Source organism: Halomonas smyrnensis AAD6, from assembly GCF_000265245.1.
In the GTDB taxonomy this organism is placed as follows: domain Bacteria; phylum Pseudomonadota; class Gammaproteobacteria; order Pseudomonadales; family Halomonadaceae; genus Halomonas; species Halomonas smyrnensis.
The window spans coordinates 1-21,257 of sequence record NZ_AJKS02000018.1 but is presented as its reverse complement, the minus strand read 5'-3'; the positions used below and the strand labels follow the sequence as shown (position 1 = coordinate 21,257).

Here is a 21,257-nt window from a genome sequence, read left to right as displayed (position 1 = left end):
GCCGGTGAGCCGGCGGAACGTGCACCGGCCGGCAGCTCCTGGCTGCCGGCCGTGACAGGGCGAAGGCCCGGCCCTGCTTACTTGAGGTCGGCCAGCTCGAGCGTCTCGTGGTTCTCGACCGCGCTGCGAGCCTCGGCGCGCATCTCTTCCGGCGCCGGGATCAGGCCGATGCCCTTGAGGTAGCCCAGATCACCGATCATCTGCTCGCTCATGAACAGGTTGGCGTATTCGTTCATCGCCGGGACCTCGTCGGCGTGCTGGTTCTTCACGTAGAAGAACATGGAGCGAGACACCGGGTAGTCGCCGCTGCCGATGGCATCCGGGGTCGGCGCGACGCCGTCGATGCTGGAGCCCATCATGCTGTCGGAGTTCTCTTCCAGGAAGGAGTAGCCGAAGATGCCGAAGGCCTCGGTGTTCTCGGCCAGGCGCTGGACGATCAGGTTGTCGTTCTCGCCGGCGTCGATGAAGGCACCGTCGGTGCGGATGTCGGTGTAGCCCTCACCGCCGTAGGCGTCCATCTCCTCGGAGGCGGCTTCCATCACCAGCTCCTCGAAGGCGTCACGGGTGCCGGAGGTGGTGGGCGGACCGTAGACGGCGATCTCGCGGGCCGGCAGCGAATCATCGATCTCGTTCCACTGGGTGTAGGGGTTGTCGACCAGCTCGCCGTCGACCGGCACCTGGGCGGCCAGGGCCAGGAAGATCTGCTCGAGGGTCACGTCCATCGCGTCGTTTTCGTTGGACTGGGCGAAGGCGATGCCGTCGTAGCCGATGAAGGCCTCGGTGATGTCGGTCACGCCGTTCTCGACGCAGCGCTCGAACTCGGAGGGCTTCATGCGACGCGAGGCGTTGGTGATGTCAGGAGTCCCCTCGCCGATGCCGTTGCAGAACAGACGCGCGCCGCCGCCGGAGCCGGTGGACTCGATGACCGGCGTCGGGAAGTCGGTGGTGGCACCGAATTCCTCGGCCACGTAGCTGGCAAACGGGTAGACGGTACTGGAGCCGACGATGCGCACCTGATCGCGGGCCTGGGCGACACCGACGACGCCCATGACGGCGGCAGCGATGGCAGTGGTCTTGAGGATGCGGTTCATGGAGAGAGCTCCTGTTCGGGGAAGTGATCATCCTTTCGCGATACACAAGATGCCCCACGAAAATGACAGCTTCATGACAAGCGAGCTCGATGGCCGACATCGGTGTCGGCAGACGGAGACGAAGGGCCCGGCGACGGGCAAGAGAGCCCCGGCCCGGGCGGGCCGGAGCGGCAGGACGACTCAGTTCAGGGCGGCGCGCCCCACCAGGCCGCGCAGGGCCAGGTTGCCGACCAGCGACACCGTCAGCATGGTCAGCACCATGGGCCAGGCACTGTCGACCTCGAAGGCGCTGACCACCACCCCGGCCAGGGCGCCGCTGGTGAACTGGATGCAGCCCAGCAGCGCGGTGGCGGTGGCACTCATGTGGCTGAAGTGTTCGAGCAGCGAGGCCATGGCGTTGGGCGTGATCAGCCCGACCATGCCCATGAACAGCATGATCAGCGGCACCACCGTGAACAGCGAGTCCATCCCGGTCGCCACCAGCGTCACCAGCGCCAGCGCCACGCCGCACTGCACGCCGAGCCCCAGGCGCATGTTCTGCTGGGGCGTGCGCCGGCTCAGCAGACGGATATTGAGGCGGTTCGACAGCGCCATCACCACCACGTTGGCGCCGAACACCACCGGATAGACCGCCGGCGAGACCCCGTAGTGGGTCATGTAGAGAAACGGCGAGGCGGTGATGAAGGCGAACATCCCGGAGAAGGTCGACGCCACCGACAGCACATAGCCCATGGCCTCGCGATGACGCAGCACGCTGGCATAGTTGCGCAGCACCTGGCCGGCCGAGGCGATCGGCGCATCGGCTGGCCGGGTCTCCGGCAGGCGGGTCCCCATCAGCCACAGCAGGAAGGCCGCATAGACCGCCAGGAAGGCGAAGATCAGCCACCAGTCCGCCAGGTAGAGCAGGCCGCTGCCCACCGCCGGCGCCACCAGCGGGGCCAGCATCAGGATCATCGCCATGGTCGACATCACCTTGGCCGCCTCGCGCCCGCTGAAGCAGTCGCGCACGATGGCCGCGGAGTTGACCACGCAGGCGCCGCCGCCCAGGGCCTGCACGAAGCGCCAGGTCAACAGCTCGCCGAGCGTGTCGACGCGCATGATCATCAGGCTGGCCAGCAGGAAGATCACCAGCCCGGTGAGCAGCACCGGCCGGCGCCCCAGGCGATCGGACATCGGCCCGCCGACCAGCTGGCCGATGGCGAAGCCGAACAGGAACAGGCTGATCGACAGCTCGGTATGATGGATGCTCGCCCCCACCGTATCGGCCAGCGCGGGCATGGCGGGCAGGTAGGCATCGATGGCGAAGGGCGCCAGGGCGGTATTGGTGGCGACCAGCAGGGCCACCCGTCGGGCGTTCAGTCTCAAGCGACCTCCAAAGGGATTTCCACGAGGGCGCTAATGATAACGCACCTCACTGGCCGATGCCGTGCGTCTGTATTTCATCCCCCTGTGCTTGATAGAGTGGACCCTCGACACACGGAGGATTCAGGACCCATGGCAGACGACCTGCTGACGCAACTCAAAGGCATGACCACGGTGGTGGCCGACACCGGCGACATCGAGGCGATCCGTCGCTTCCAGCCCACCGATGCGACCACCAATCCCTCGCTGATCCTGCAGGCCGCCCAGCAGGAGGGCCGCCGCGCCCGGCTGGCCGAGATCGCCCGCCAGGCCACCGATATCGACGACGCCATGGACGCCGTGGCGGTGGACATCGGCAGCGAGATCAGTGCCCTGGTCCCCGGCTACGTGTCCACCGAGGTCAGCGCTCGCCTCTCCTTCGACACCCAGGCCTCGCTGGACCGCGCCCGTTCGCTGATCGACCGCTACCAGCGCCATGGCGTCGACCCGAAGCGGATCCTGATCAAGCTCGCCGCCACCTGGGAGGGCATCCGCGCCGCCCAGGTGCTGGAGCGCGAGGGCATCCACACCAACCTGACGCTGATGTTCAACTTCGACCAGGCCCGCGCCTGCGCCGATGCCGGCGTGACCCTGGTGTCGCCCTTCGTCGGCCGCATCCTCGACTGGCACAAGGCCCAGGATCCAGAGGCCGACTTCGCCGGCGACCGCGACCCGGGCGTGCAGTCGGTCAAGCGCATCTACGAGCACTTCAAGGGCCACGGCTACGAGACCATCGTGATGGGCGCCAGCTTCCGCAACAGCGGCGAGATCAAGGCCCTGGCCGGCTGTGACCGCCTGACCATCTCCCCGGCCCTGCTCGGCGAGCTGGCCGAGACCGAGGGCACGCTGGAGCGCCGCCTCTCGCCGCTGGACGCCGAGACCCGCGCGCCGGAGCCCCAGGGCGAGGCCGACTTCCGCTGGGCGATGAACGAGGACCCCATGGCCACCGAGAAGCTGGCCGAGGGCATCCGCAAGTTCATGGCCGACCAGCGCAAGCTGGAGACGCTGCTGAGCGAGCTGCGCCAGGGCTGATCCGGCCCCGGGCGACGCAAGAACGCCAAGAGGGGGAGGCGCCGCCGGCGCCTCCCCCTCTTCGACTGTGTCCAGCGCTTGCTCCGACCGCTTCCGCCCCGCCTCGCGGCGAGCGCTGGAAGGCCCGCCCAGGCGGCGATTCACTCCCGGTCGGCGGGACTCTTCTGCTCCTCGAGCATCTCGACCAGCGGCTGGAACTGCTCGCGGTTGTGGTCGTTCATGTGCATCAGGATGCGGTGCGCCTCGAGGATGCGCTCGCGCATGCCCTCTTCGTTGGCGGGCACCTCGGGCAGGTCGCGCAGCTCGTGGGGCTCGGTGATCGGCGACTCCAGCAGCGTGAAATAGCGGGCGAAGCCCATCACGTCGAGCATGCGCCGCACGTCGGGGTTATCGACGACGATGGTCGGCGGCTGCTTCAGCCGACCCTGCAGCGCCATGGCCACCTTGGCCAGGAAGCCGAGCGCCGTGGAGTCGACGTTGGTGGCCTCGCGCAGGTCCACCATCACCGCCTCCAGCCCGGGCGTCTCGGCCAGACGCTGTGCCTGGGTATCGAGCGTCGCGCAGAGCGTCAGCCGGACGTCCCCGCACAGCTTGAGCACGAACACGCCGGAATCGAACGCCGCCTTGAGGCGGCCTTCATGCATCATCATTGCCAAATCCGCTCAACATCATGATCGTCAGGTCGTCGGGAAGCTCGTCCCGGCCGGAGGCGTCGCCCTCGTTGTCAGCGTCGACGATGTCGTCGCCGAGGGCAAGACTGTCGCGCAGCGCCGCCAGCGTCTCGCTGGTCTCGGCGCGGGAGCGCAGCACCTCCAGCCGCGCCTCCAGGGTCTCGCCGGGCAGGCACTCCAGGAGGCCGTCGGAGCACAGCCACAGCCGGAAGTCCGCCGGCAGCTCGCAGCCCAACGACGGGTATTCGACGTCCGGGAACAGCCCCACCGGCATGCCTTCGCCTTCCAGGTAGCGCGCCTCGCCGTCGCTCACCAGCAGCGGCATGGGCAGCTGAGCGCCGAGCGAATAGTGCAGATAGCGACGCTCCCGGTCAATGACGCCGACGAACAGGGTGGCGTGCTTGCCGATGCCGGTATCGAGCAGCTCGCGGTTGAGCCCGGCCAGCCAGCGCGGCGCCAGGTCCTGCGGACGCTGACCGTCCCACTCGTTCTGCCAGCGGTGCGACAGCGACTTGAGCAGCACCGTGACGAAGGCCGACGACGCCCCGTGGCCCGAGACATCGGCGAAGTAGAACAGGGTGTAGCGGTCGTCGAAGCGCTGGAAATCGAGGAAGTCGCCGGACAGGTACAGCGATGGCACCAGCCAGTAGTCCCCGCTCACGCCGTTGATGCTCTGCGGGCTCGGCGGCAGCAGCTTGCGCTGGATCTGGCCACCGGCCTGCTGGTCGAGCCGCAGCATCGCCAGATGGGTCTCCAGGCGCTCGTTGAGCTCGGCCAGCCGTGCCCGGTCGTGCTCGCGCTCCTGGGCCAGGCGATTGAGGTCGATCACCCGGCGGATCATGCGCCGCAGCAGGTGGCCGTGACGACGCGGCTCGATCACGTAGTCGACCAGTCCCGCATCCACGGCCTGGAGCAGATCGCTGTCCTGACGTTCGTCGCTGACCACCAGGGTCGGCAGCCGCTCGGCCAGCGCCCCCCAGGCCTCGCTGGGCACCGCCCGGGCATGGGCGACCACCAGCACCGCGTCGCCCGGCAGCTGCTCGTGGTGTTCCACGGCGACGACCGCCAGGCCGTCGCGGGCGATGATCTCGGCCAGGGCATCGCGCTCGGCCCCGGGAACGTCGATCAGGCCGACCAGCTCGTTGGCTTCGGGCATCCTAGGGCCTCACTCGGCGAAGGCATCATCGAAGTCGGCGTCATCGAAATCGAAGTCGTCGCTGGCGAAGGGGTCTTCCCCGGCCTCGCCGTCGTTGACCTCGAAGCGCCGACGCTGCAGCCAGCTGTCGCGGATGAAGCTGTAGCGATCGCCGCGGATCAGCTGCTCCTGGTCGAGCAGCCCGGCGCGGGTATCGACCACGTCCAGCCCGCGCAGCCCGTAGCGAATCTCGTCTTCCTCGATGTAGGTCAGCGGGTCGGTGTACCAGTCCACCGGCATACCGGCGGTGGCCCGCACGGTGCTCGGGCCCAGCAGCGGCAGCACCAGATAGGGCCCCTCGCCCACGCCCCAGACGGCCAGGGTCTGGCCGAAGTCTTCCTCGCGGCCGACCAGGTCCAGGTGAGAGGCGACGTCGAAGAAGCCCAGCACGCCCACCGTGGAGTTGATCAGAAAGCGCCCGCCGGAGATGCCGGCATTGGCCGGCTTGGCCTGCAGCAGGCTGTTGACCGTGTTGCTGATCTCGCCGAGGTTCGAGAAGAAGTTGCCGACGCCGGTCTGCACCGGGTCCGGCGTCACGAAGCGGTAGCCCTGGGCCACCGGCTTGAGCGCATAGCGATCGATCGTGTCGTTGAAGGCGAACACCCCGCGGTTGAAGCCCTCCCAGGGATCGTCCGGATTGGCGTCATCGACGCCCGAGGTGGTGGCGCAGCCCGTCAGCAGTGACAGGGCGCACATCGCCGCCAGGCCTTGGCCGGCCCGGCGGCCGGGGAATGTCGGAATCATGGCTCGCACGGTCTCCCTACGCGTCATTCTGGTGTCCATCGTCGATCGTTATCGCTCGTCCACGACGCTGCGGGCACTGTAGCCCGCGGCGCCGCAACACTCCAGCCCGGGGCCCTCAGGCTCGCCCGGTGAGTTCCTTCCAGTGCTTCTCGAGGCGCTTCTCCGAGACCGGCATCCGGGTGCCCAGCTGCTGGGCGAACAGCGACACGCGCAGCTCCTCGATCCACCAGCCGAACTCGACCAGCGCCGGGTCCTCGACGCCACCGCGACGCTCGCTCTCGCGCCGGGACGCCAGCCGCGCCTCGAAGTCCTGCACCGACTGCATGTGCATCTGGTCGCGCATGCGCTCGCGGGGGGCCTTCTCCAGGCGGATCTGGGCGGCCTCCATGTAGCGCGGATACTCGGCCAGCCAGTCGCCGGCCTCGGTGACGAAGCCGGGATGCACCAGGCGCTGCATCTGGGCCTTGAGGTCACTGTATACCAGCGCCAGCGAAAGGTTCAGGTTGCCCTTCAACGCCTTGGTCACCGCCAGATGGCCCTGAAGCGCCTGCTTGAGGATGCCGAGGCGTTCCTCGGCGTGGGGCACCAGGGCGTCGCGGGTCTCGGCCAGCCGCGCCTCCAGCTCGTCGCGGGAGCGCGGCAGCGGGTCGACCGCCACCACCTGCTGGAAGACCGCGCTGACCAGGTCCTCGGCCAGCTGGCGCTTGCTGCCCACCTTGGCGAACAGCAGCGCGCAGGGCTGCAGGCCGGGCAGGCGCTCGATGGCGCGCACCTGGTCCGGCAGCCGCGCCATGGCGGCGCGCACCACGCCGCGACGATGGGCCTCGCGGGCCTTGTCGGGATGGTCGAACAGCTCGACCCGCAGGCTGTCGTCCTCCGGCACCACCGCCGGATAGGCCTCGACGCGGATGCCGGCCTGGGTGGTGACGCGGGACTCCGGCAGCGGCGCCTCGGGCAGGGTCTCCAGCGCGTCCGCCTCGCTGGCTTCGCTGGCCAGCGCGCGCGCCCCCTCCCCGGCCGCGGCCTCGAAGCGCTGTTCCAGGGCGCGGATGTCGCGCCCCTGGCCGAGCTCGCGGCCCTCGTGGTCGACCACCCGCAGGTTCATGATCAGGTGCGGTTCGAGCTGGTCGACCCGCCAGTCGTCGGGCGCCAGCCGCACGCCGGTCTTGACCCGCAGGAACTCGCCCAGCGACTCGGTGAGCGGCACGTCGTCCGGCGTCATGGCCTTGAGGGCGGCGTCGACCCAGTCGGGAATCGGCACCACCTGGCGGCGGATCGACTTGGGCAGCGACTTGAGCAGCGCGATGCACTTCTCGCGCAAAAGCCCCGGCACCAGCCACTCCAGGCGGCCCTCCGGCAGCTGCGGCAGCATCGCCGCCGGCACCGTCAGGGTCACGCCGTCGTCCTCGGCGCCGGGGGCGAAATGGTAGCTCAGCGGATAGCGCACGCCGTTCAGTGCCAGCTCGTCCGGGTAGTCGGCCTGGGTGACCTCCTCGGCCTCCCGCGCCAGCAGCGCGGCGCGGTCGAACTTGAGCACGTCCGGGTCGTCGCGCTCGGCCTGCTTGCGCCAGGCCTCGAAGCCCTTGCCGTTGACGATGTCCTCGGGGAGGCGCGCATCGTAGAAGTCGAACAGCGCCTCCTCGTCGACCAGGATGTCGCGCTTGCGGGCGCGATCCTCGAGGTCCTCGACCTCCTCGACCAGCGCGCGGTTGTGGGCGAAGAACGCCCCGCGGGTCTTGAACTCGCCCTCCACCAGCGCGCGGCGGATGAACAGCTCGCGGGACTCCGCCGGCGCGATCGGGCCGTAGTGCACCCGGCGCCGGCTGACGATCGCCAGGCCGAACAGCGTGACCTGCTCGAAGGCCACCACCTGGGCGCGCTTCATCTCCCAGTGCGGCTCGCTGTAGCTGCGCTTGACCAGGTGGCCGGCCAGCGGCTCGATCCAGGCCGGATCGATCTTCGCCACGGTGCGGGCGAACAGCTTCGAGGTCTCGACCAGCTCGAAGGCCATCACCCACTTGGGCGTCTTCTTGGAAAGCCCAGAGCCTGGGTGAATCATGAACTTGCGGTTGCGCGCGCCCTGGTACTCGCGGTTCTCCAGCAGCTGGCCGAGGTGCGAGAGCAGCCCCGGCAGCAGCGCCTGGTGCAGCCGCACGGCGCTCTCGCGGCGGGCCTTCTTCGCCGCCTCGCCGTCGTCGTCCTCGGCCGGCAGCGGCGCCGGCGCGGGCACCTCGATGTCCATGTCGCGCAGCAGCTGGCGCAGCTGGCGGAAGGTATCGTGCCACTCGCGCAGCCGCAGGTAGTTGAGGTAGTTGTCCTTGCACCAGCGGCGCAGGCGATTGCCGGAGAGCTCCTCGCGGGCGGCCTCGAAGCCGTGCCACAGGTTCACGAGGCCGACGAAGTCGGAGTCCGGGTCCTGCCAGCGGCGATGGGCCTGGTCGGCGGCCTGGCGCTTCTCGGCCGGGCGGTCCCGCGGGTCCTGGATGGCCAGCGCCGAGACCACCACCAGCACCTCGCGCAGGCCACCCTGCTCGGCGCCGGCCAGCAGCATGCGGGCCAGGCGCGGGTCGATGGGCAGGCGGGCGAGCTTGCGGCCGAGCGGCGTGATGCGCTGGCCCTCGTCCACCGCGCCGAGCTCGAACAGCAGCCGGAAGCCGTCGGTGACGAAGCGCGAGTCGGGCGGATCGACGAAGGGAAAGGCCTCGATGCTGCCGAGCTTGAGCGACAGCATCGACAGGATCACCGAGGCCAGGTTGGTGCGCCGGATCTCGGGATCGGTGAATTCGGGGCGGCCGAGGTAGTCCTCCTCGTCGTAGAGGCGGATGCACAGGCCCTCGGCCACGCGGCCGCAGCGGCCCTTGCGCTGATCGGCGCTGGCCTGGCTGACCGCCTCCACCGGCAGGCGCTGGATCTTGGCCCGGTAGCTGTAGCGGCTGATGCGCACCAGGCCCGGGTCGATCACGTAGCGGATGCCCGGCACGGTGAGCGAGGTCTCGGCGACGTTGGTCGAGAGCACGATGCGCCGCCCGCGGTGCGGGGCGAAGACGCGATTCTGCTCGGCGTTGGAGAGCCGGGCGTAGAGCGGCAGGATCTCGGTGTCGCGCAGCTCGGCGCGGCGCAGGGTATCGGCGGCCTCGCGGATCTCGCGCTCGCCGGGCAGGAACACCAGGATGTCGCGGGGGCCGTGCAGCCAGCCCTTCTCGCGCTCGGCGGCCTGGATCTCCTCCACCGCGTGCAGGATGCCCTCCTGCAGGGTGCGGTCTTCCTCGTCCTCGGCCTCGCGGGTCAGCGGCCGGTAGCGCACCTCCACCGGATAGGTGCGGCCGGAGACCTCGACCACCGGCGCCGGGCGCCGGGTGCCGTCCTCGCCCGCCAGGGCGAAGTGCTCGGCGAAGCGCTCCACGTCGATGGTCGCCGAGGTGATGATCACCTTGAGGTCCGGGCGACGGTCGAGCAGGCGCTTGAGATAGCCGAGCAGGAAGTCGATGTTGAGGCTGCGCTCGTGGGCCTCGTCGATGATGATCGCCTCGTAGCGCCTGAGGTCGGGATCGTGCCGGGTCTCGGCCAGCAGGATGCCGTCGGTCATCAGCTTGACCTGGGTGGCATCGTCGGTGTGGTCGGTGAAGCGCACCTGGTAGCCGACCTGCTCGCCCAGCGGCACCTCCATCTCTTCGGCCAGGCGCGTGGCCACCGAGCGGGCCGCCAGCCGGCGCGGCTGGGTGTGGCCGATCAGCCCGCGCCGGCCGAGGCCGAGCTCGAGGCACAGCTTGGGCAGCTGGGTGGTCTTGCCCGAGCCCGTCTCGCCGGCCACCACCACGACCTGGTGGTCGCGCAGCGCCTCGAGGATGTCCTCGCGGCGTTCGGCGACCGGCAGCTCCTCGGGATAGGACAGTGTCACCGGGCGCGAGGCGCGGGCCTCGACCCGGGCACGGGAACGCTCGACCTCGCGGCGCAGCTCGGCGAGCCCGCGGTCCACCGGCTTGCCCTGGCGGCATCGCCGGGTCAGGCCGGCGAGGCGCTTGCCCAGGCGGGGCGCGTCGCGCAGCTGCACGCCGTCGAGTTCGCCCCTGAGGGCCTCCAGGGCGGCAACATCGGATTCGGGCGCGTCGGGGGCAGGGGTCAGGGTACTCACGATGGACTCGAAGGCTCCGGTGATCGAACGGGCGGGACGACAGGACGGCTCGCATCGGTCGCGCGATGCGAGCCGGCCATTGTAACGCCGCGAACCAGTCGGGGGCTAATCGACCCTCCGTGCCCCCTGGATCAGGAGGGTTCGCCCTCCGCCTCTTCGCCCTCCTCCTTCGCGTCGCCTTGCGCCTCGTCGCGAAGCTGGCGGCGCAGGACCTTCCTGAACATGATCGGGTCTTGGGCAGCCGAGCCGCCCTAGGAGGCCTCGCCCTCCTCCTTCGCTTCGCCTTGCGCCTCGTCGCGAAGCTGGCGGCGCAGGACCTTCCTGAACAATGATCGGGTCTTGGGCAGCCGAGCTGCCCTAGGAGGCCTCGCCCTCCTCCTTCGCTTCGCCCTGCGCCTCGTCGCGAAGCTGGCGGCGCAGGACTTTCCCCACGTTCGTCTTGGGCAGCTCGTCACGAAACTCCACGTGGCGCGGCACCTTGTAGCCGGTCAACTTCTTCTTGCACCAGGTGCGCAGGGTCGCGGCGTCCAGGTCGGGGTCGCTGGCCACCACGTACAGCTTGATGGCCTCGCCACTGTCCTCGTCGGGCACGCCCACGACGGCCGACTCCACCACCCCGGGATGATGCGCCACCACGTCCTCGATCTCGTTGGGATACACGTTGAAGCCCGAGACCAGGATCATGTCCTTCTTGCGATCGACGATGCGGATGTAGCCGTCGTCGTCGAAGACCGCCACGTCGCCGGTGCGGAACCAGCCCTCGGCATCGAGGGAGGCGCCGGTATCTTCCTCGCGGTTCCAGTAGCCCTTCATCACCTGGGGCCCCTTGACGCACAGTTCGCCGGGCTCGCCCAGCGGCAGGTCGTTGCCGTCCAGGTCGATGACCTTGACCCGAGTGCCGGCCACCGGACGACCGATGGTGCCGAGCCGGATGTCGTCGATGGGGTTGAAGCTGACGATCGGCGAGGTCTCGGTGAGGCCATAGCCCTCGGCGACGGGGCAGCCGGTGACCTCCTGCCAACGCTGGGCCACGGCGCTGGTCAAGGCCATGCCGCCGGAGATGGTCAGGTGAAGGGCGGAGAAATCGAGGCGCCGGAAGTCCTCGCGCTGGCACAGGGCATTGAACAGGGTGTTGAGCCCCACGAAGCCGGTGAAGTGCACCGTCTTCAGCGTCTTGACGAAGCCCTCCAGGTCGCGGGGATTGGGAATCAGCACCGAGTGGTTGCCGGTCTCCATCATGAACAGGCAGTTCACCGTGAAGGTGTAGATGTGATAGACGGGCAGCGGCGCGACGATGGTCTCGGCCCCCTCGGCGAGCCCCGGGCCGATCGCCTGGCGCGCCTGGAGCATGTTGGCCACCAGGTTGCCGTGAGTCAGCATGGTGCCCTTGGCCCGCCCCGTGGTGCCGCCGGTGTACTGCAGGGCGGCGATGTCGTCGCGGCCGCGGCCGACCTCGCGATGCTCGAGGCGCGCACCGCGCGCGAGCGCATCACGCAGGCTCGTCGCCCCGGGCAGCCGATAGGCCGGCACCATCTTCTTGACGTACTTCACCGCGGCGTTGATCAGCGGCCGCTTGGGGAAAGGATGCAGGTCGGCGATCTCGGTCACCACCACCCGCTCGATATCGGTGTCGCCGAGGATAGCCTCGAGCTTGGCCGCCATGTTGGCCAGGATGACGATGGCCCGGGCGCCGGAATCCTTGAATTGATGGGCCATCTCCCGCTCGGTGTAGAGCGGATTGGTGTTGACCACCACCAGGCCGGCGCGCAGCGCGCCGAACACCGCCACCGGGAACTGCAGCAGATTGGGCAGCTGGATGGCGATGCGGTCGCCGGGCTCGAGCCCGGCCTCGTGCTGCAGCCAGGCGGCGAAGTCGGCGGACAGGCGATCGAGGTCGCGATAGTCCAGGGTCCGCCCCATGCAGGTGAAGGCGGGCTTGTCGGCGAAGCGCTCGATGGCGGCGTGGAAGACCTCCATCACCGAGGCGTAGTCGTCGCGGCCCTCTAGCTCGGGGCCGCTGAGGACGGCGGGCGTGGCGTGCTCGCTCATGGCATTCTCCAGGCTGTGGCGACCCTGCGGGATCGCGCCCTGTTGTTATATTAGCGCTGTCATGGCACTGCGGCTGTGCCCCACCCTATCCCAGTCGCTGCCGATCTGGGAATACAGGATTTAAACTTATGTTTTAAACCTTCGTTCATCCCTGTGCGGTGAAGCGCCCCTGAATCGCGCCGTCACGCCACACCAGCAGCTCGCCGGGCACCATGCGCACCCACTCCTCGTTGTCGGTCAGCGGCTCGGTGGCGATCACCGAGACCACGTCGTCGGGCGTGGTGTGCTCGGCGAAGTTCACCGCCATCTCGGCGTCGGACAGGCTGGCCTGGCCGAACGGCGCACGGCGAGTGATGTGCGCCAGCTTGGTGGTGCAGTAGGTGTAGAGGTACTCGCCGTCGGCCAGCAGCAGGTTGAAGACGCCGAGCCCGCGCAGCCGCTCGCACAGCCCGTGCAGGTGCGCCCAAAGCGCCTGGCGATCGTCCGGCGGTTCGGGGAAGGCCCGGCGCAGCTCGCCCATCAGCCAGCAGAAGGCGTGCTCGCTGTCGGTGCCGCCCACCGGCCGGTAGAACGACAGCGCCAGGTCCTCCCAGCCGGCGAGCTGGCCGTTGTGCGCATAGCACCAGGGCTGCCCCCACATTTCCCGGGTGAAGGGATGGGTGTTGGCCAGGCGCACCTGGCCGACGTTGGCCTGCCGGATGTGGCTGATCACGATGTGTGACTTGATCGGGTAGTCGCAGATCAGCCGGGCGATGGGCGAATGCACCGAGGGGTGCGGGTCGCGGAATTCGCGATAGCCGCCGGCCTCGTAGAAGGCGATGCCCCAGCCGTCGCGGTGCGGCCCGGTGCCGCCGCCGCGGGTCAGGAAGCCGGCGAAGCTGAAGCAGATGTCGGTCGGCACGTTGGCGCTCATGCCCAGCAATTCACACATGCGGATCCCTGCGCTCGCGGGTGGAAGCGGAACGGCTGGTATGGCGCCACAGCAGGCGCAGCATCACCAGACCGATGGTCAGCACCAGCAGAATCCAGAACATCGGCCCCTGCGACCAGCCGCGGACCCGCTCGACCAGCCCGGGCCAGCCCTCCTGCCAGGCCAGGCGCAGCCTGGCCGGCAGGTCGTTGACGCCCTCGACGAGGCGATCGGCGAGGCTCGGCTCGGCCTCGGGGGCGGCGGCCTCGCCGGCATCGCCGAAGCGCTCGGCGGACAGCGTCGGGCCGGCGTCGACCCCGGCGATGCCGACCCGGGCGTCGGGGTTGAGCATCAGCCGCGGCAGGCTCAGTTCGCGGGTCTCGCCGTCCAGGGTGACGCGGGCGCTCAGGGTCAGCGGCTGGCGGAGATCCGGATCGAGCTCGGGCAGCGCCATCGTCCAGCGCGTCTCGCCGACCGGCTCAGCCTCGAGCGCCTCGCCGGCCAGCGCGCCGCGGATCTCGGTGTTGTCGCGATTCAGGCGCGGATGCTCGGCGGCCAGCACCACGCGGCCCCCGGCCGGATCATGCACCGCGCCGATGGACGGCAGCACGTTGACCGCCTGGCGGCGCTGGCGGGTGAAGCCGTCGCCGGAGGCACGCACCACCAGCTGGGCGTTGCCGGTCAACGCCGGCGCCGGCAGCTCGCCCTGGAAGCGGCCCTGATCGTCGGCGGTCAGGGTCACCGAGGACTGCGCCTCGCCGTCCGGCAACGCCAGCGACACCTCCAGCGTCAGGTTGCCCGGCAGGGGCGGCGCCTCGCGCTCCGCCTCCAGCCAGGCCTCGACCGGCACCGGGAAGCCGCGATACAGCGTCGCCGGCAGCGACCCGATGCGCAGCCGCCAGGGGCCACTGATGCTGATGCGGCTGCCGTCGTCCACCGGCCCCTCGAGGCGCCACTGCCCCGCCTCGGGCTCGGGGATGCGGACCAGGTCGAAGCGCGGCTCGACCTGCCAGTTCGCCCCCTCCGGGGCCGAATCGGCCCGATAGCGGGTGCCGTCGGGGCCGATCAGCGTCAGCGGCTCGGCCTCGGGATCATGGAAGATCAGCGCCGAGAGCCGATCCACGCCCTGATCGACCACGAAGCCACCGTCGTCGTCCAGCGGCAGGCGGTCGGCGGGGAAGATGCGCTCGAAGATATCGAGGAAGGCGCCCATCAGCCCTTCCGCGGAATCGACCCGGGTGGCCAGGCCCCCGGTACGCTGGGCCAGCCGCTCGATCAGCGCCAGATCGGCCTCGTCGGAGAAGGCGATGGCATGCACCGTCACCCCCTGCGCGGCCAGCTCGGGGGCCAGCTCCTCGACGATGCGCCGGCGCGAGGCACGATCGATGGCCGGCTTGTCGCCGCGGCCCGGCGGCAGATCGATGACGCCGTCGGTCATCAGGATCAGGTGCAGCCCGCCGTTGGCCTCGCCGTTCGCGGCCTGGCGCAGCGCGGCCTCGATATCGGTGTACTGCTGGTCGCGCCGCGACGGCGGCAGGGACAGCGCGCGCTCGCGCCAGCCGGCCTCGACGCGGCCCAGCGGCAGCGGATTGTCGACCCGCTCGCCGAAGGTCCAGACGCCGGCGCTGGCGCTCTCCGGCAGCAGCGAGACCAACAGCCCCATGGCGCTCTCGGCCAGGCGGTCGGGGTCGTGGCTCTTCATGCTGCCCGACACGTCGACCACCGCCCGCACGTCGTCCTGCTCCTGCCCGGCCCGAGGCTCGGTCCGGTCCTGGTCCTGGGCGTGAGACGAACTCGCGCCGAGCCCGATCAGGCACAGCGCTATCAGCCACACGAGGCGCACCGCGCCCCGGGCGCCGGGATTTCCCCTTTGCATCGAACGTCCTTAGCCGATCATCGGCTCGCGTCGCGTCTCACCGCCGTCCTGGCGGCCCTTGTCCTCGCCCTCCTGCGCCTGGCGAGCGGCCGAGTGGCGTCCGCGACGCCACAACAGCAGGCCCACCAGCGCGCCCAGGCCGGCCGCCACGGCCACCAGCATCAGCGCCGGCAGCATGGCGCCGCCGTCGTGGGAGAGAAACGCCAGCCCGGCGACCACCACCGCGGGCGCGAACCCGTTATAGACGCCGTCCCCGGTGGTCAGCGGCAGCTGGAAGCTGGCCGGCACCCACATCACCCCGGCCACGGCCCAGGTGATCACCAGCCGCGGCAGTCGCGGCAGAAAGGCCAGCCCCAGATAGCCGGTGCCGAGCACCACCAGAGACAGCACGGCATAGGTCAGCCATAGTAGAGACATCGAATCCGAAAGCAGCATCGGTACCTCGTCATTGCGGCGTCGAAAGACGCACCCCGTTGAATTCACTCCGAGTATGGTACATCCCGCACCATGAAAGCACAGCCGCCACGTGCCCCAGGCCAGACGAACATGACCGACGCCCCCCATCCGACCGCCGGATTCCGGCGCGCCGAAGACCCCGACTGGCACTGGCTGGAGCAGCGCGACGACCCGCAGGTGACGGCCTTCCTCGAGGCCGCCAATGCTCACTCCCAGGCCTGGTTCGCGCCCCTGGACGACCTCACCGAGCGCCTCTACCACGGCCATCTGGCCCGCCGCGAGCTGGCCGTGCACGGCCTGCCCACGGCGCTCGACCACTTCACGGTGTGGAGCGAGACCGCGGTGGACGCCGACCATCCGGTCTGGTGGCGCCATCCCAACGGCGAGCCCGAGCGCCGCGAGCCGTTCTTCGACCTGCAGCGCCGCGCCGCCGACCACGCCTTCTTCGAGGTCGGCGACATGTCGCTGTCGCCGGACGAGTGCTGGATGGCCTGGAGCGAGGACACCCAGGGCGACGAGATCTTCACCCTGTGGCTCAAGCGGCTGCCGGACGGCGAGCCGCTGGCGCTGCTCGAGGAGATCGGCCCCGAACTGTGCTGGGCCGAGGACGGCGCCACCCTGCTGTTCACGCGCTATGACGCCACCCAGCGCCCCGAGAGCATCTGGCGGCTGCCGCTGACCCTCGGCGCCACGCCGAGCGCCGACGAGCCCGCGCTGATGCTGCGCGAGGACGACCCGGAATTCTGGCTGGGGCTCGGCAAGACCCGCTCGCGCGAGTGGCTGATGCTGGAGTCCGCCTCCAAGGACACCAGCGAGGTCCACCTGGTTCCGGCGGCCGCGCCGGCCACAGCGCCGAGGCTGTTCCGCCCCCGCGAGCGCGGCGTGGAGTACGGCGTCGATCACCGCCCCGGCCACTTCTACGTGCTGCACAACCGCGAGGCCCCGCACTTCTGCCTCGACCGGGTCGACGAGGCCGACCCGCAGGGCGAGCCCGAGCGCCTGATCGAGCACCGCCAGGACACCACCCTCGAGGGCATCGATGCCTTCAGCTGGGGGCTGGTGGCCAGCGAGCGTGACCATCAGCAGGCCCAGGTCTGCCTGAGGGTGATCGAGCTCGACGCCGATCACGCCGTGCGGCGCGACGAGCGCCTGCCGCTGCCCGAAACGCCCTGCAGCCTGGGGCTCGCCGACGCCCCGCACTTCGACGAGCGCCGCCTGCGGCTGCGCGAGGAATCCTTCACCCTGCCGGTGACCTGGACCGAGCTCGACCTGGACAGCGGCGAGCGTCGTCGCCTCAAGCAGCAGTCGGTGCACGGCGACCTGCGCCCCGACCAGCTGACCTGCGAGCGGCTGTGGGCGACCTCCCACGACGGCGAGCGCGTGCCGGTGTCGGTGGTGATGCGCGCCGACCTGGCCGGCCATCCGCTCCCCACCCTGCTCTACGGCTACGGCGCCTACGGCGAGACGCTCGACCCCTGGTTCTCGGTGGCCCGCCTGGAGCTGCTGGCCCGCGGCGCGGCCTTCGCCGTGGCCCACGTGCGCGGCGGCGGCGACCGCGGCGAGCCCTGGTACCTGAGCGGCAAGCTCGAGCACAAGGCCAACAGCTTCCACGACTTCCTGGCCGCCCGCGACGCCCTGGTCGAACAGGGCGTCAGCGACGGCGAGCGCATCGTCGCCTACGGCGCCAGCGCCGGCGGGCTCCTGGTCGGCGCCAGCCTCAATCTTGCCCCGGAGCGCTTTTGCGCCGCGGTGCTCGACGTGCCCTTCGTCGACGTGCTGCGCACCATGGAGAATCCCGACCTGCCGCTGACCACCGCCGAGTACAGCGAATGGGGCGACCCGCGCGAGCCCGCCGCGCGCAGCCGCATCCGCGACTACTCGCCGCTGGACAACCTGCCCGAGCGGCCCTGGCCGCCGGTGTTCCTGCAGGGCAGCTGGCACGACACCCGGGTGCCCTACTGGGAGCCGGCCAAGCTCTACGCCCGCCTGAGCGAGCTGGCCGAGACCCACGGCGTGGACGGCAGCGACCACCCCACGCTGCTGCGTACCGACCTGGAGGCCGGCCACGGCGGCGCCTCCGGTCGCTTCAAGGGCTGGCACGACAACGCCCGCCAGGATGCCTTCATCCTGTGGGCGCTGGGGCTGGAGACGCGGGAGGCCTGAGCGGAGAGAACATCGGGCGCAGCAATGAAGAAGGCGGCCGAGAGGCCGCCTTCTTCGTTCTAGCCATCAATGGGGAGGATGGCGATGATATGGTCCTCGAGCTCCTCCTCGGGCACCTCGGCCTGGGACACCGCGAAGCTGCGCACGCTGATGCCCTTGCGGTGCACCCGCTCGGGGTCGCCCGAGATCAGCGGATGCCAGCCGGCGAGCTTGCGCCCCTCGGCCAGGCGCCGGTAGGCGCAGGACTTGGGCAGCCAGCGAAACGCCTCGATGCGCTCGACGGTGAGCTGCTGGCAGTCCGGCACCTTCTCGAAGCGGTTGGCGTAGTCGCTGCAGCGGCAGCCCTCGATGTCGAGCAGCTCGCAGGCCACGTTGAGCACCGCCAGGTCGCCCTCGTCGTCCTGGAACTTGAGCAGGCAGCACTGGCCACAGCCGTCGCACAGCGCCTCCCACTCTTCATCGGTCAGCTCTTCCAGCGGGAAGCGCTCCCAGAACCTTTCACGCATGGTCATTCGTCTCTCGTGTCGTTCACGGGGAGCCCTTCAGGCAGGCCCCTTGTGCCCATGCTTCAGACTAGTAACGGGCTTCTGTCGGCGTGCGATAAAGATCCAGCAGATAGTCCTCCTTGGCCGGCGGCATCTGCAGATAGAAGCCCTTCTCCTCGATGGCCGCCATCACCTCGGCGCCGCGGGTGCGGGCCAGCGGCTTCTCGGGCGTGAGGATCAGCGTCAGCGCCGAGACCGGCTTGCCGAAACGTTCGAGCAGCGCCTCGGGCACGTCCTCGAGGCCGCGGCGCTTGTCCACGTAGAGATACATCTCGTCCTTGCGCGAGCTCTTGAAGACCTCGCACAGCAGCTTGCCGTTCATGGTGGTCATGCGGGGACCTCGTTCAGGGCGCTCTCCAGGGCATCGGCCAGGCGCTCGCCACGCCAGCCGACGGGCAGCGGCAGCGAGCGGCCGCGCAGCCGGGCGCTGGCCAGGGCCTCCAGGTCACGGCGGCGCATCAGCATCTCGGGGGCCAGGCCCAGGGACTCGGCCTCGAGATTCACCACCTTCTTCATCGCCTTCAGGCAGCGCTTGAAGGCCGGCGACAAGGGCGACAGCGGCACCGACGGCAGCTCGGCCTCGTCGAGCAGGTGCGCCTCCTTGACCAGCGCCAGCAGGACGTCGCCCTCGCGCTTGACCAGCGGCGGCTTGATGCCCTCCACCGCGGCCAGCTCATAGCGATTCTCGGGCAGCCGCTCGGCGATGGCGAACAGCAGCTTGTCGCTGACCAGCCAGCTGCGCGGCAGGTCGCGGCGACGCACCTCGCCCTCGCGCCAGGTGGTCATCAGGCGATAGGCCTCGATCTGGCGCGGACCCAGGCGCCACAGGTTGCGCTGGCGCAGGTACCACTGGCCGTCGGCCTCGTCGCTGCGCGAGGCCTGGTCGGTCAGGGCGGCGCAGTCTTCTTCGAGCCATTCCAGGCGGCCGTGGCGCTCCAGGGACTCGCGCTGGTGCGCCCAGACGTCCAGCAGATAGACCACGTCCAGCGCCGCATAGGTCTTCTGGGCGTCGGAGAGCGGGCGCTCGAGCCAGTTGGAACGGGTCTCGTCCTTGGGCAGGGTCTCGCCCACCCAGTACTCGACCAGCTTCTGGTAGCCCATGGAGGTCACCTCGCCGAGCAGCGCCTGGGCGATCTGGGTGTCCACCAGCGGCGCGATGGGCACGCCGGCCCAGTGGGCGAAGACTTCGAGGTCCTCGCTGGAGGCGTGCAGCAGCTTCAGCGGCCCCTCGGCGAGCAGGCGGCGGAAGCGCTCGGTGCAGGCGACCTCCTGGGGATCGACCAGATAGGCCGGCCCGCCGGCGCAGAACTGGATCAGCGCCGGCACCGGGTGGAAGGTGCGCTCGCGGAAGAATTCGGTATCCAGGGCCAGGACATCGGCCTCGGCCACCTCGGCGCAGGCGGCGTCCAGCGCCTCGGGAGTGTCGATCCAGCGGATCTCGGGTGTCAGGGACATGCGGTCATCCGGCATGGCAGGGATGGGACGGCGATCATTCGCCCTGGAAGGGCAACCGGCCGTTGAAGGCCCGGCTCAGGGTACCGCCGTCGACGTATTCGAGTTCGCCGCCCATGGGCACGCCATAGGCCAGGCGCGAGAGCTTGAGCCCCTGCGGCGCGAGCTGGGAGGCGATGTAGTGGGCCGTGGCCTCCCCTTCCACCGTGGGATTGGTGGCCAGGATCACCTCCTCGACGCCGGCCTCGGCGACCCGCGCCTCCAGCTGGTCGAGGCCGATGTCCTCGGGTCCGACGCCGTCCAGCGGCGACAGATGGCCGTGCAGCACGAAGTAGCGGCCCTGATAGCCGCCGGCCTCCTCGATGGCCAGCTGGTCGGCCGGGGATTCGACCACGCACAGCACGCCGTCGTCGCGGCGTGGGCTTTCGCAGATGCCGCACAGCTCCTCCTCGGTGAGGGTGCGGCAGCGACGACAGTAGCCGACCGACTCGAGGGCCGTGCCGAGCGACTCGACCAGCCGCCGGCCGCCGTCGCGGTCGCGCTCGAGCAGATGCATGGCCATGCGCTGGGCGGTCTTGGGGCCTACGCCGGGGAGCACCCGGAAGGCCTCCATCAGCCGTTCGACCAGGGGGGAAAAGCTCATGGGTCGTTCAGGACTCACGTCTCGTCATGGGACGAGATGAGCGCCACGCGGGCGCTCATCTCTCGTCGTTGCGTTCCGGCGAGGCGCCTCAGAACGGCATCTTGAAGCCCGGCGGCAGGTTCAGGCCGGAGGTGGCGCCTTCCATCATCTCCTTGGAGTTGGCCTCGACCTTGCGCACGGCGTCGTTCACGGCGGCGGCCAGCAGGTCCTCGAGCAGTTCCTTGTCCTCTTCCATGACGCTCGGGTCGATGTCGACCTTGAGCACGTCGTGGCGGCCGTTCATGGTGATCTTGATCATGCCGGCACCGGCCTCGCCGTGAACCTCGGCCTTGGCGACCTCTTCCTGGGCCTTCTGCATCTTCTCCTGCATTTCCTGGGCCTGCTTCATCAGGTTGCCCATTCCACCTTTCATCATGGTGACGTCCTCTCGATTGGATGTTCGGTCCGGCCGCCCGGGCGGCCGGTGTCGTGTACGGTCGGTGCTACCCCTTCCGACGCGTGACGTGCGCGTCCGTTCAGTGACGCGCCGCCTCGGCGGGCTTCACCGTGGTCTCGATCAGCCGGGCGCCGAAGGCCTGCTGGATCTTCTGTACCTGGGGATCGGCCTGCAGCGCGGCCACCGCCTCGGCGTGGCGCTCGGCGGCCAGGCGGTCGGCGCGCTGGCGCGGCGTCTCGACGCCCTCGGGCAGCGGCCCGTCGGCGATGGTCAGGCGCCGCGCGAAGCCGGCCCCGGCCAGCGCCTCGCGGATACGCTCGACGTGGACGTCGGCCTGCATCGCCGCCTGGGATGGATCCAGCCGCAGCGTCAGGGCGTCGCCGTCGTCGGCTTCGACCACACAATGGGCCGCCAGGTTGCGCGTCAGCCCGGACAGGCCCAGGGCGTCGAAGCGCGCCAGC

At 69.9% G+C, this 21,257-nt stretch carries 18 protein-coding genes; 2 read left to right on the top strand and 16 right to left on the bottom strand.

Going from position 1 to position 21,257, the window contains the following annotated elements; all coding sequences use genetic code 11:
* Positions 1-77 precede the first annotated feature (77 nt).
* Together UYS_RS0214775 and UYS_RS0214770 are read right to left on the bottom strand one after the other, a co-directional pair.
* Entirely contained in the window at positions 78-1,091 is a 1,014-nt protein-coding gene (locus UYS_RS0214775; protein WP_016856298.1) for a substrate-binding domain-containing protein, read from the bottom strand.
* Positions 1,092-1,271: 180 nt separating this feature from the next.
* Entirely contained in the window at positions 1,272-2,456 is a 1,185-nt protein-coding gene (locus UYS_RS0214770; RefSeq protein WP_026068588.1) for a Bcr/CflA family multidrug efflux MFS transporter, read from the bottom strand.
* 129 nt (positions 2,457-2,585) lie between these two features.
* On the opposite strand from UYS_RS0214770, the gene tal reads away from it, so the two are divergent.
* Positions 2,586-3,524: a transaldolase gene (gene tal, locus UYS_RS0214765; RefSeq protein ID WP_016856296.1), complete on the top strand. Its 939-nt coding sequence runs from the start codon at positions 2,586-2,588 to the stop codon at positions 3,522-3,524.
* Between the two features lie 140 nt (positions 3,525-3,664).
* Here tal and UYS_RS0214760 read toward each other — a convergent pair whose 3' ends face one another.
* The 8 genes from UYS_RS0214760 to UYS_RS0214720 all read right to left on the bottom strand — a co-directional run bounded on the left by UYS_RS0214760 (position 3,665) and on the right by UYS_RS0214720 (position 15,536).
* Complete coding sequence (locus UYS_RS0214760; RefSeq protein ID WP_016856295.1) at positions 3,665-4,174, bottom strand: STAS domain-containing protein; 510 nt, start codon at positions 4,172-4,174, stop codon at positions 3,665-3,667.
* Positions 4,161-5,351, bottom strand: a complete 1,191-nt coding sequence (locus tag UYS_RS0214755; RefSeq protein ID WP_016856294.1) for a PP2C family protein-serine/threonine phosphatase — start codon at positions 5,349-5,351, stop codon at positions 4,161-4,163. Before UYS_RS0214755 ends, UYS_RS0214760 begins: the two co-directional genes overlap by 14 nt.
* Positions 5,352-5,360: 9 nt before the next feature.
* Positions 5,361-6,134: an MlaA family lipoprotein gene (locus UYS_RS0214750; protein ID WP_016856293.1), complete on the bottom strand. Its 774-nt coding sequence runs from the start codon at positions 6,132-6,134 to the stop codon at positions 5,361-5,363.
* Positions 6,135-6,249: 115 nt separating this feature from the next.
* A complete protein-coding gene (gene hrpA, locus UYS_RS0214745) occupies positions 6,250-10,266 on the bottom strand; it encodes an ATP-dependent RNA helicase HrpA (protein ID WP_016856292.1) in 4,017 nt (1,338 codons plus the stop codon).
* Between the two features lie 357 nt (positions 10,267-10,623).
* Positions 10,624-12,315, bottom strand: a complete 1,692-nt coding sequence (locus UYS_RS0214735; protein ID WP_016856290.1) for an AMP-binding protein — start codon at positions 12,313-12,315, stop codon at positions 10,624-10,626.
* Between the two features lie 145 nt (positions 12,316-12,460).
* On the bottom strand, positions 12,461-13,246 hold the full coding sequence (locus UYS_RS0214730; protein ID WP_026068587.1) for a class II glutamine amidotransferase: 786 nt from the start codon (positions 13,244-13,246) through the stop codon (positions 12,461-12,463).
* Positions 13,239-15,101: a vWA domain-containing protein gene (locus tag UYS_RS0214725; RefSeq protein ID WP_016856288.1), complete on the bottom strand. Its 1,863-nt coding sequence runs from the start codon at positions 15,099-15,101 to the stop codon at positions 13,239-13,241. Before UYS_RS0214725 ends, UYS_RS0214730 begins: the two co-directional genes overlap by 8 nt.
* A gap of 9 nt (positions 15,102-15,110) precedes the next feature.
* Positions 15,111-15,536, bottom strand: coding sequence for a hypothetical protein (locus UYS_RS0214720; RefSeq protein ID WP_016856287.1), 426 nt, complete (start codon positions 15,534-15,536; stop codon positions 15,111-15,113).
* A gap of 72 nt (positions 15,537-15,608) precedes the next feature.
* Between UYS_RS0214720 and UYS_RS0214715 the strand changes: the two genes are divergently transcribed.
* Entirely contained in the window at positions 15,609-17,720 is a 2,112-nt protein-coding gene (locus tag UYS_RS0214715) for a S9 family peptidase (RefSeq protein ID WP_040478643.1), read from the top strand.
* 59 nt (positions 17,721-17,779) lie between these two features.
* Here UYS_RS0214715 and UYS_RS0214710 read toward each other — a convergent pair whose 3' ends face one another.
* From UYS_RS0214710 to UYS_RS17530, 6 genes are all read right to left on the bottom strand, one after another.
* Positions 17,780-18,232: a YcgN family cysteine cluster protein gene (locus tag UYS_RS0214710; protein ID WP_016856285.1), complete on the bottom strand. Its 453-nt coding sequence runs from the start codon at positions 18,230-18,232 to the stop codon at positions 17,780-17,782.
* Positions 18,233-18,293: 61 nt separating this feature from the next.
* Positions 18,294-18,596, bottom strand: coding sequence for a YcgL domain-containing protein (locus tag UYS_RS0214705; RefSeq protein ID WP_016856284.1), 303 nt, complete (start codon positions 18,594-18,596; stop codon positions 18,294-18,296).
* Positions 18,593-19,720: a ribonuclease D gene (gene rnd / locus UYS_RS0214700; RefSeq protein WP_026068585.1), complete on the bottom strand. Its 1,128-nt coding sequence runs from the start codon at positions 19,718-19,720 to the stop codon at positions 18,593-18,595. Before rnd ends, UYS_RS0214705 begins: the two co-directional genes overlap by 4 nt.
* 34 nt (positions 19,721-19,754) lie before the next feature.
* On the bottom strand, positions 19,755-20,360 hold the full coding sequence (gene recR, locus UYS_RS0214695; protein WP_016856282.1) for a recombination mediator RecR: 606 nt from the start codon (positions 20,358-20,360) through the stop codon (positions 19,755-19,757).
* Between the two features lie 88 nt (positions 20,361-20,448).
* Entirely contained in the window at positions 20,449-20,775 is a 327-nt protein-coding gene (locus UYS_RS0214690; protein WP_026068584.1) for a YbaB/EbfC family nucleoid-associated protein, read from the bottom strand.
* A gap of 100 nt (positions 20,776-20,875) precedes the next feature.
* Positions 20,876-21,257 (bottom strand): DNA polymerase III subunit gamma/tau C-terminal domain-containing protein (locus UYS_RS17530; RefSeq protein ID WP_040478638.1); only part of this gene is annotated, 382 nt, incomplete at its 5' end.

Excerpts from the sequence above, each read along its gene's own strand:
- UYS_RS0214775 (WP_016856298.1), bottom strand. The coding sequence starts at position 1,091 with ATGAACCGCATCCTCAAGACCACTGCCATCGCTGCCGCCGTCATGGGC.
- tal (WP_016856296.1), top strand. The coding sequence starts at position 2,586 with ATGGCAGACGACCTGCTGACGCAACTCAAAGGCATGACCACGGTGGTG.
- UYS_RS0214760 (WP_016856295.1), bottom strand. The coding sequence starts at position 4,174 with ATGATGATGCATGAAGGCCGCCTCAAGGCGGCGTTCGATTCCGGCGTG.
- UYS_RS0214755 (WP_016856294.1), bottom strand. The coding sequence starts at position 5,351 with ATGCCCGAAGCCAACGAGCTGGTCGGCCTGATCGACGTTCCCGGGGCC.
- UYS_RS0214750 (WP_016856293.1), bottom strand. The coding sequence starts at position 6,134 with ATGATTCCGACATTCCCCGGCCGCCGGGCCGGCCAAGGCCTGGCGGCG.
- UYS_RS0214735 (WP_016856290.1), bottom strand. The coding sequence starts at position 12,315 with ATGAGCGAGCACGCCACGCCCGCCGTCCTCAGCGGCCCCGAGCTAGAG.
- UYS_RS0214730 (WP_026068587.1), bottom strand. The coding sequence starts at position 13,246 with ATGTGTGAATTGCTGGGCATGAGCGCCAACGTGCCGACCGACATCTGC.
- UYS_RS0214725 (WP_016856288.1), bottom strand. The coding sequence starts at position 15,101 with ATGCAAAGGGGAAATCCCGGCGCCCGGGGCGCGGTGCGCCTCGTGTGG.
- UYS_RS0214720 (WP_016856287.1), bottom strand. The coding sequence starts at position 15,536 with ATGCTGCTTTCGGATTCGATGTCTCTACTATGGCTGACCTATGCCGTG.
- UYS_RS0214715 (WP_040478643.1), top strand. The coding sequence starts at position 15,609 with ATGAAAGCACAGCCGCCACGTGCCCCAGGCCAGACGAACATGACCGAC.
- UYS_RS0214710 (WP_016856285.1), bottom strand. The coding sequence starts at position 18,232 with ATGACCATGCGTGAAAGGTTCTGGGAGCGCTTCCCGCTGGAAGAGCTG.
- UYS_RS0214705 (WP_016856284.1), bottom strand. The coding sequence starts at position 18,596 with ATGACCACCATGAACGGCAAGCTGCTGTGCGAGGTCTTCAAGAGCTCG.
- rnd (WP_026068585.1), bottom strand. The coding sequence starts at position 19,720 with ATGTCCCTGACACCCGAGATCCGCTGGATCGACACTCCCGAGGCGCTG.
- recR (WP_016856282.1), bottom strand. The coding sequence starts at position 20,360 with ATGAGCTTTTCCCCCCTGGTCGAACGGCTGATGGAGGCCTTCCGGGTG.
- UYS_RS0214690 (WP_026068584.1), bottom strand. The coding sequence starts at position 20,775 with ATGATGAAAGGTGGAATGGGCAACCTGATGAAGCAGGCCCAGGAAATG.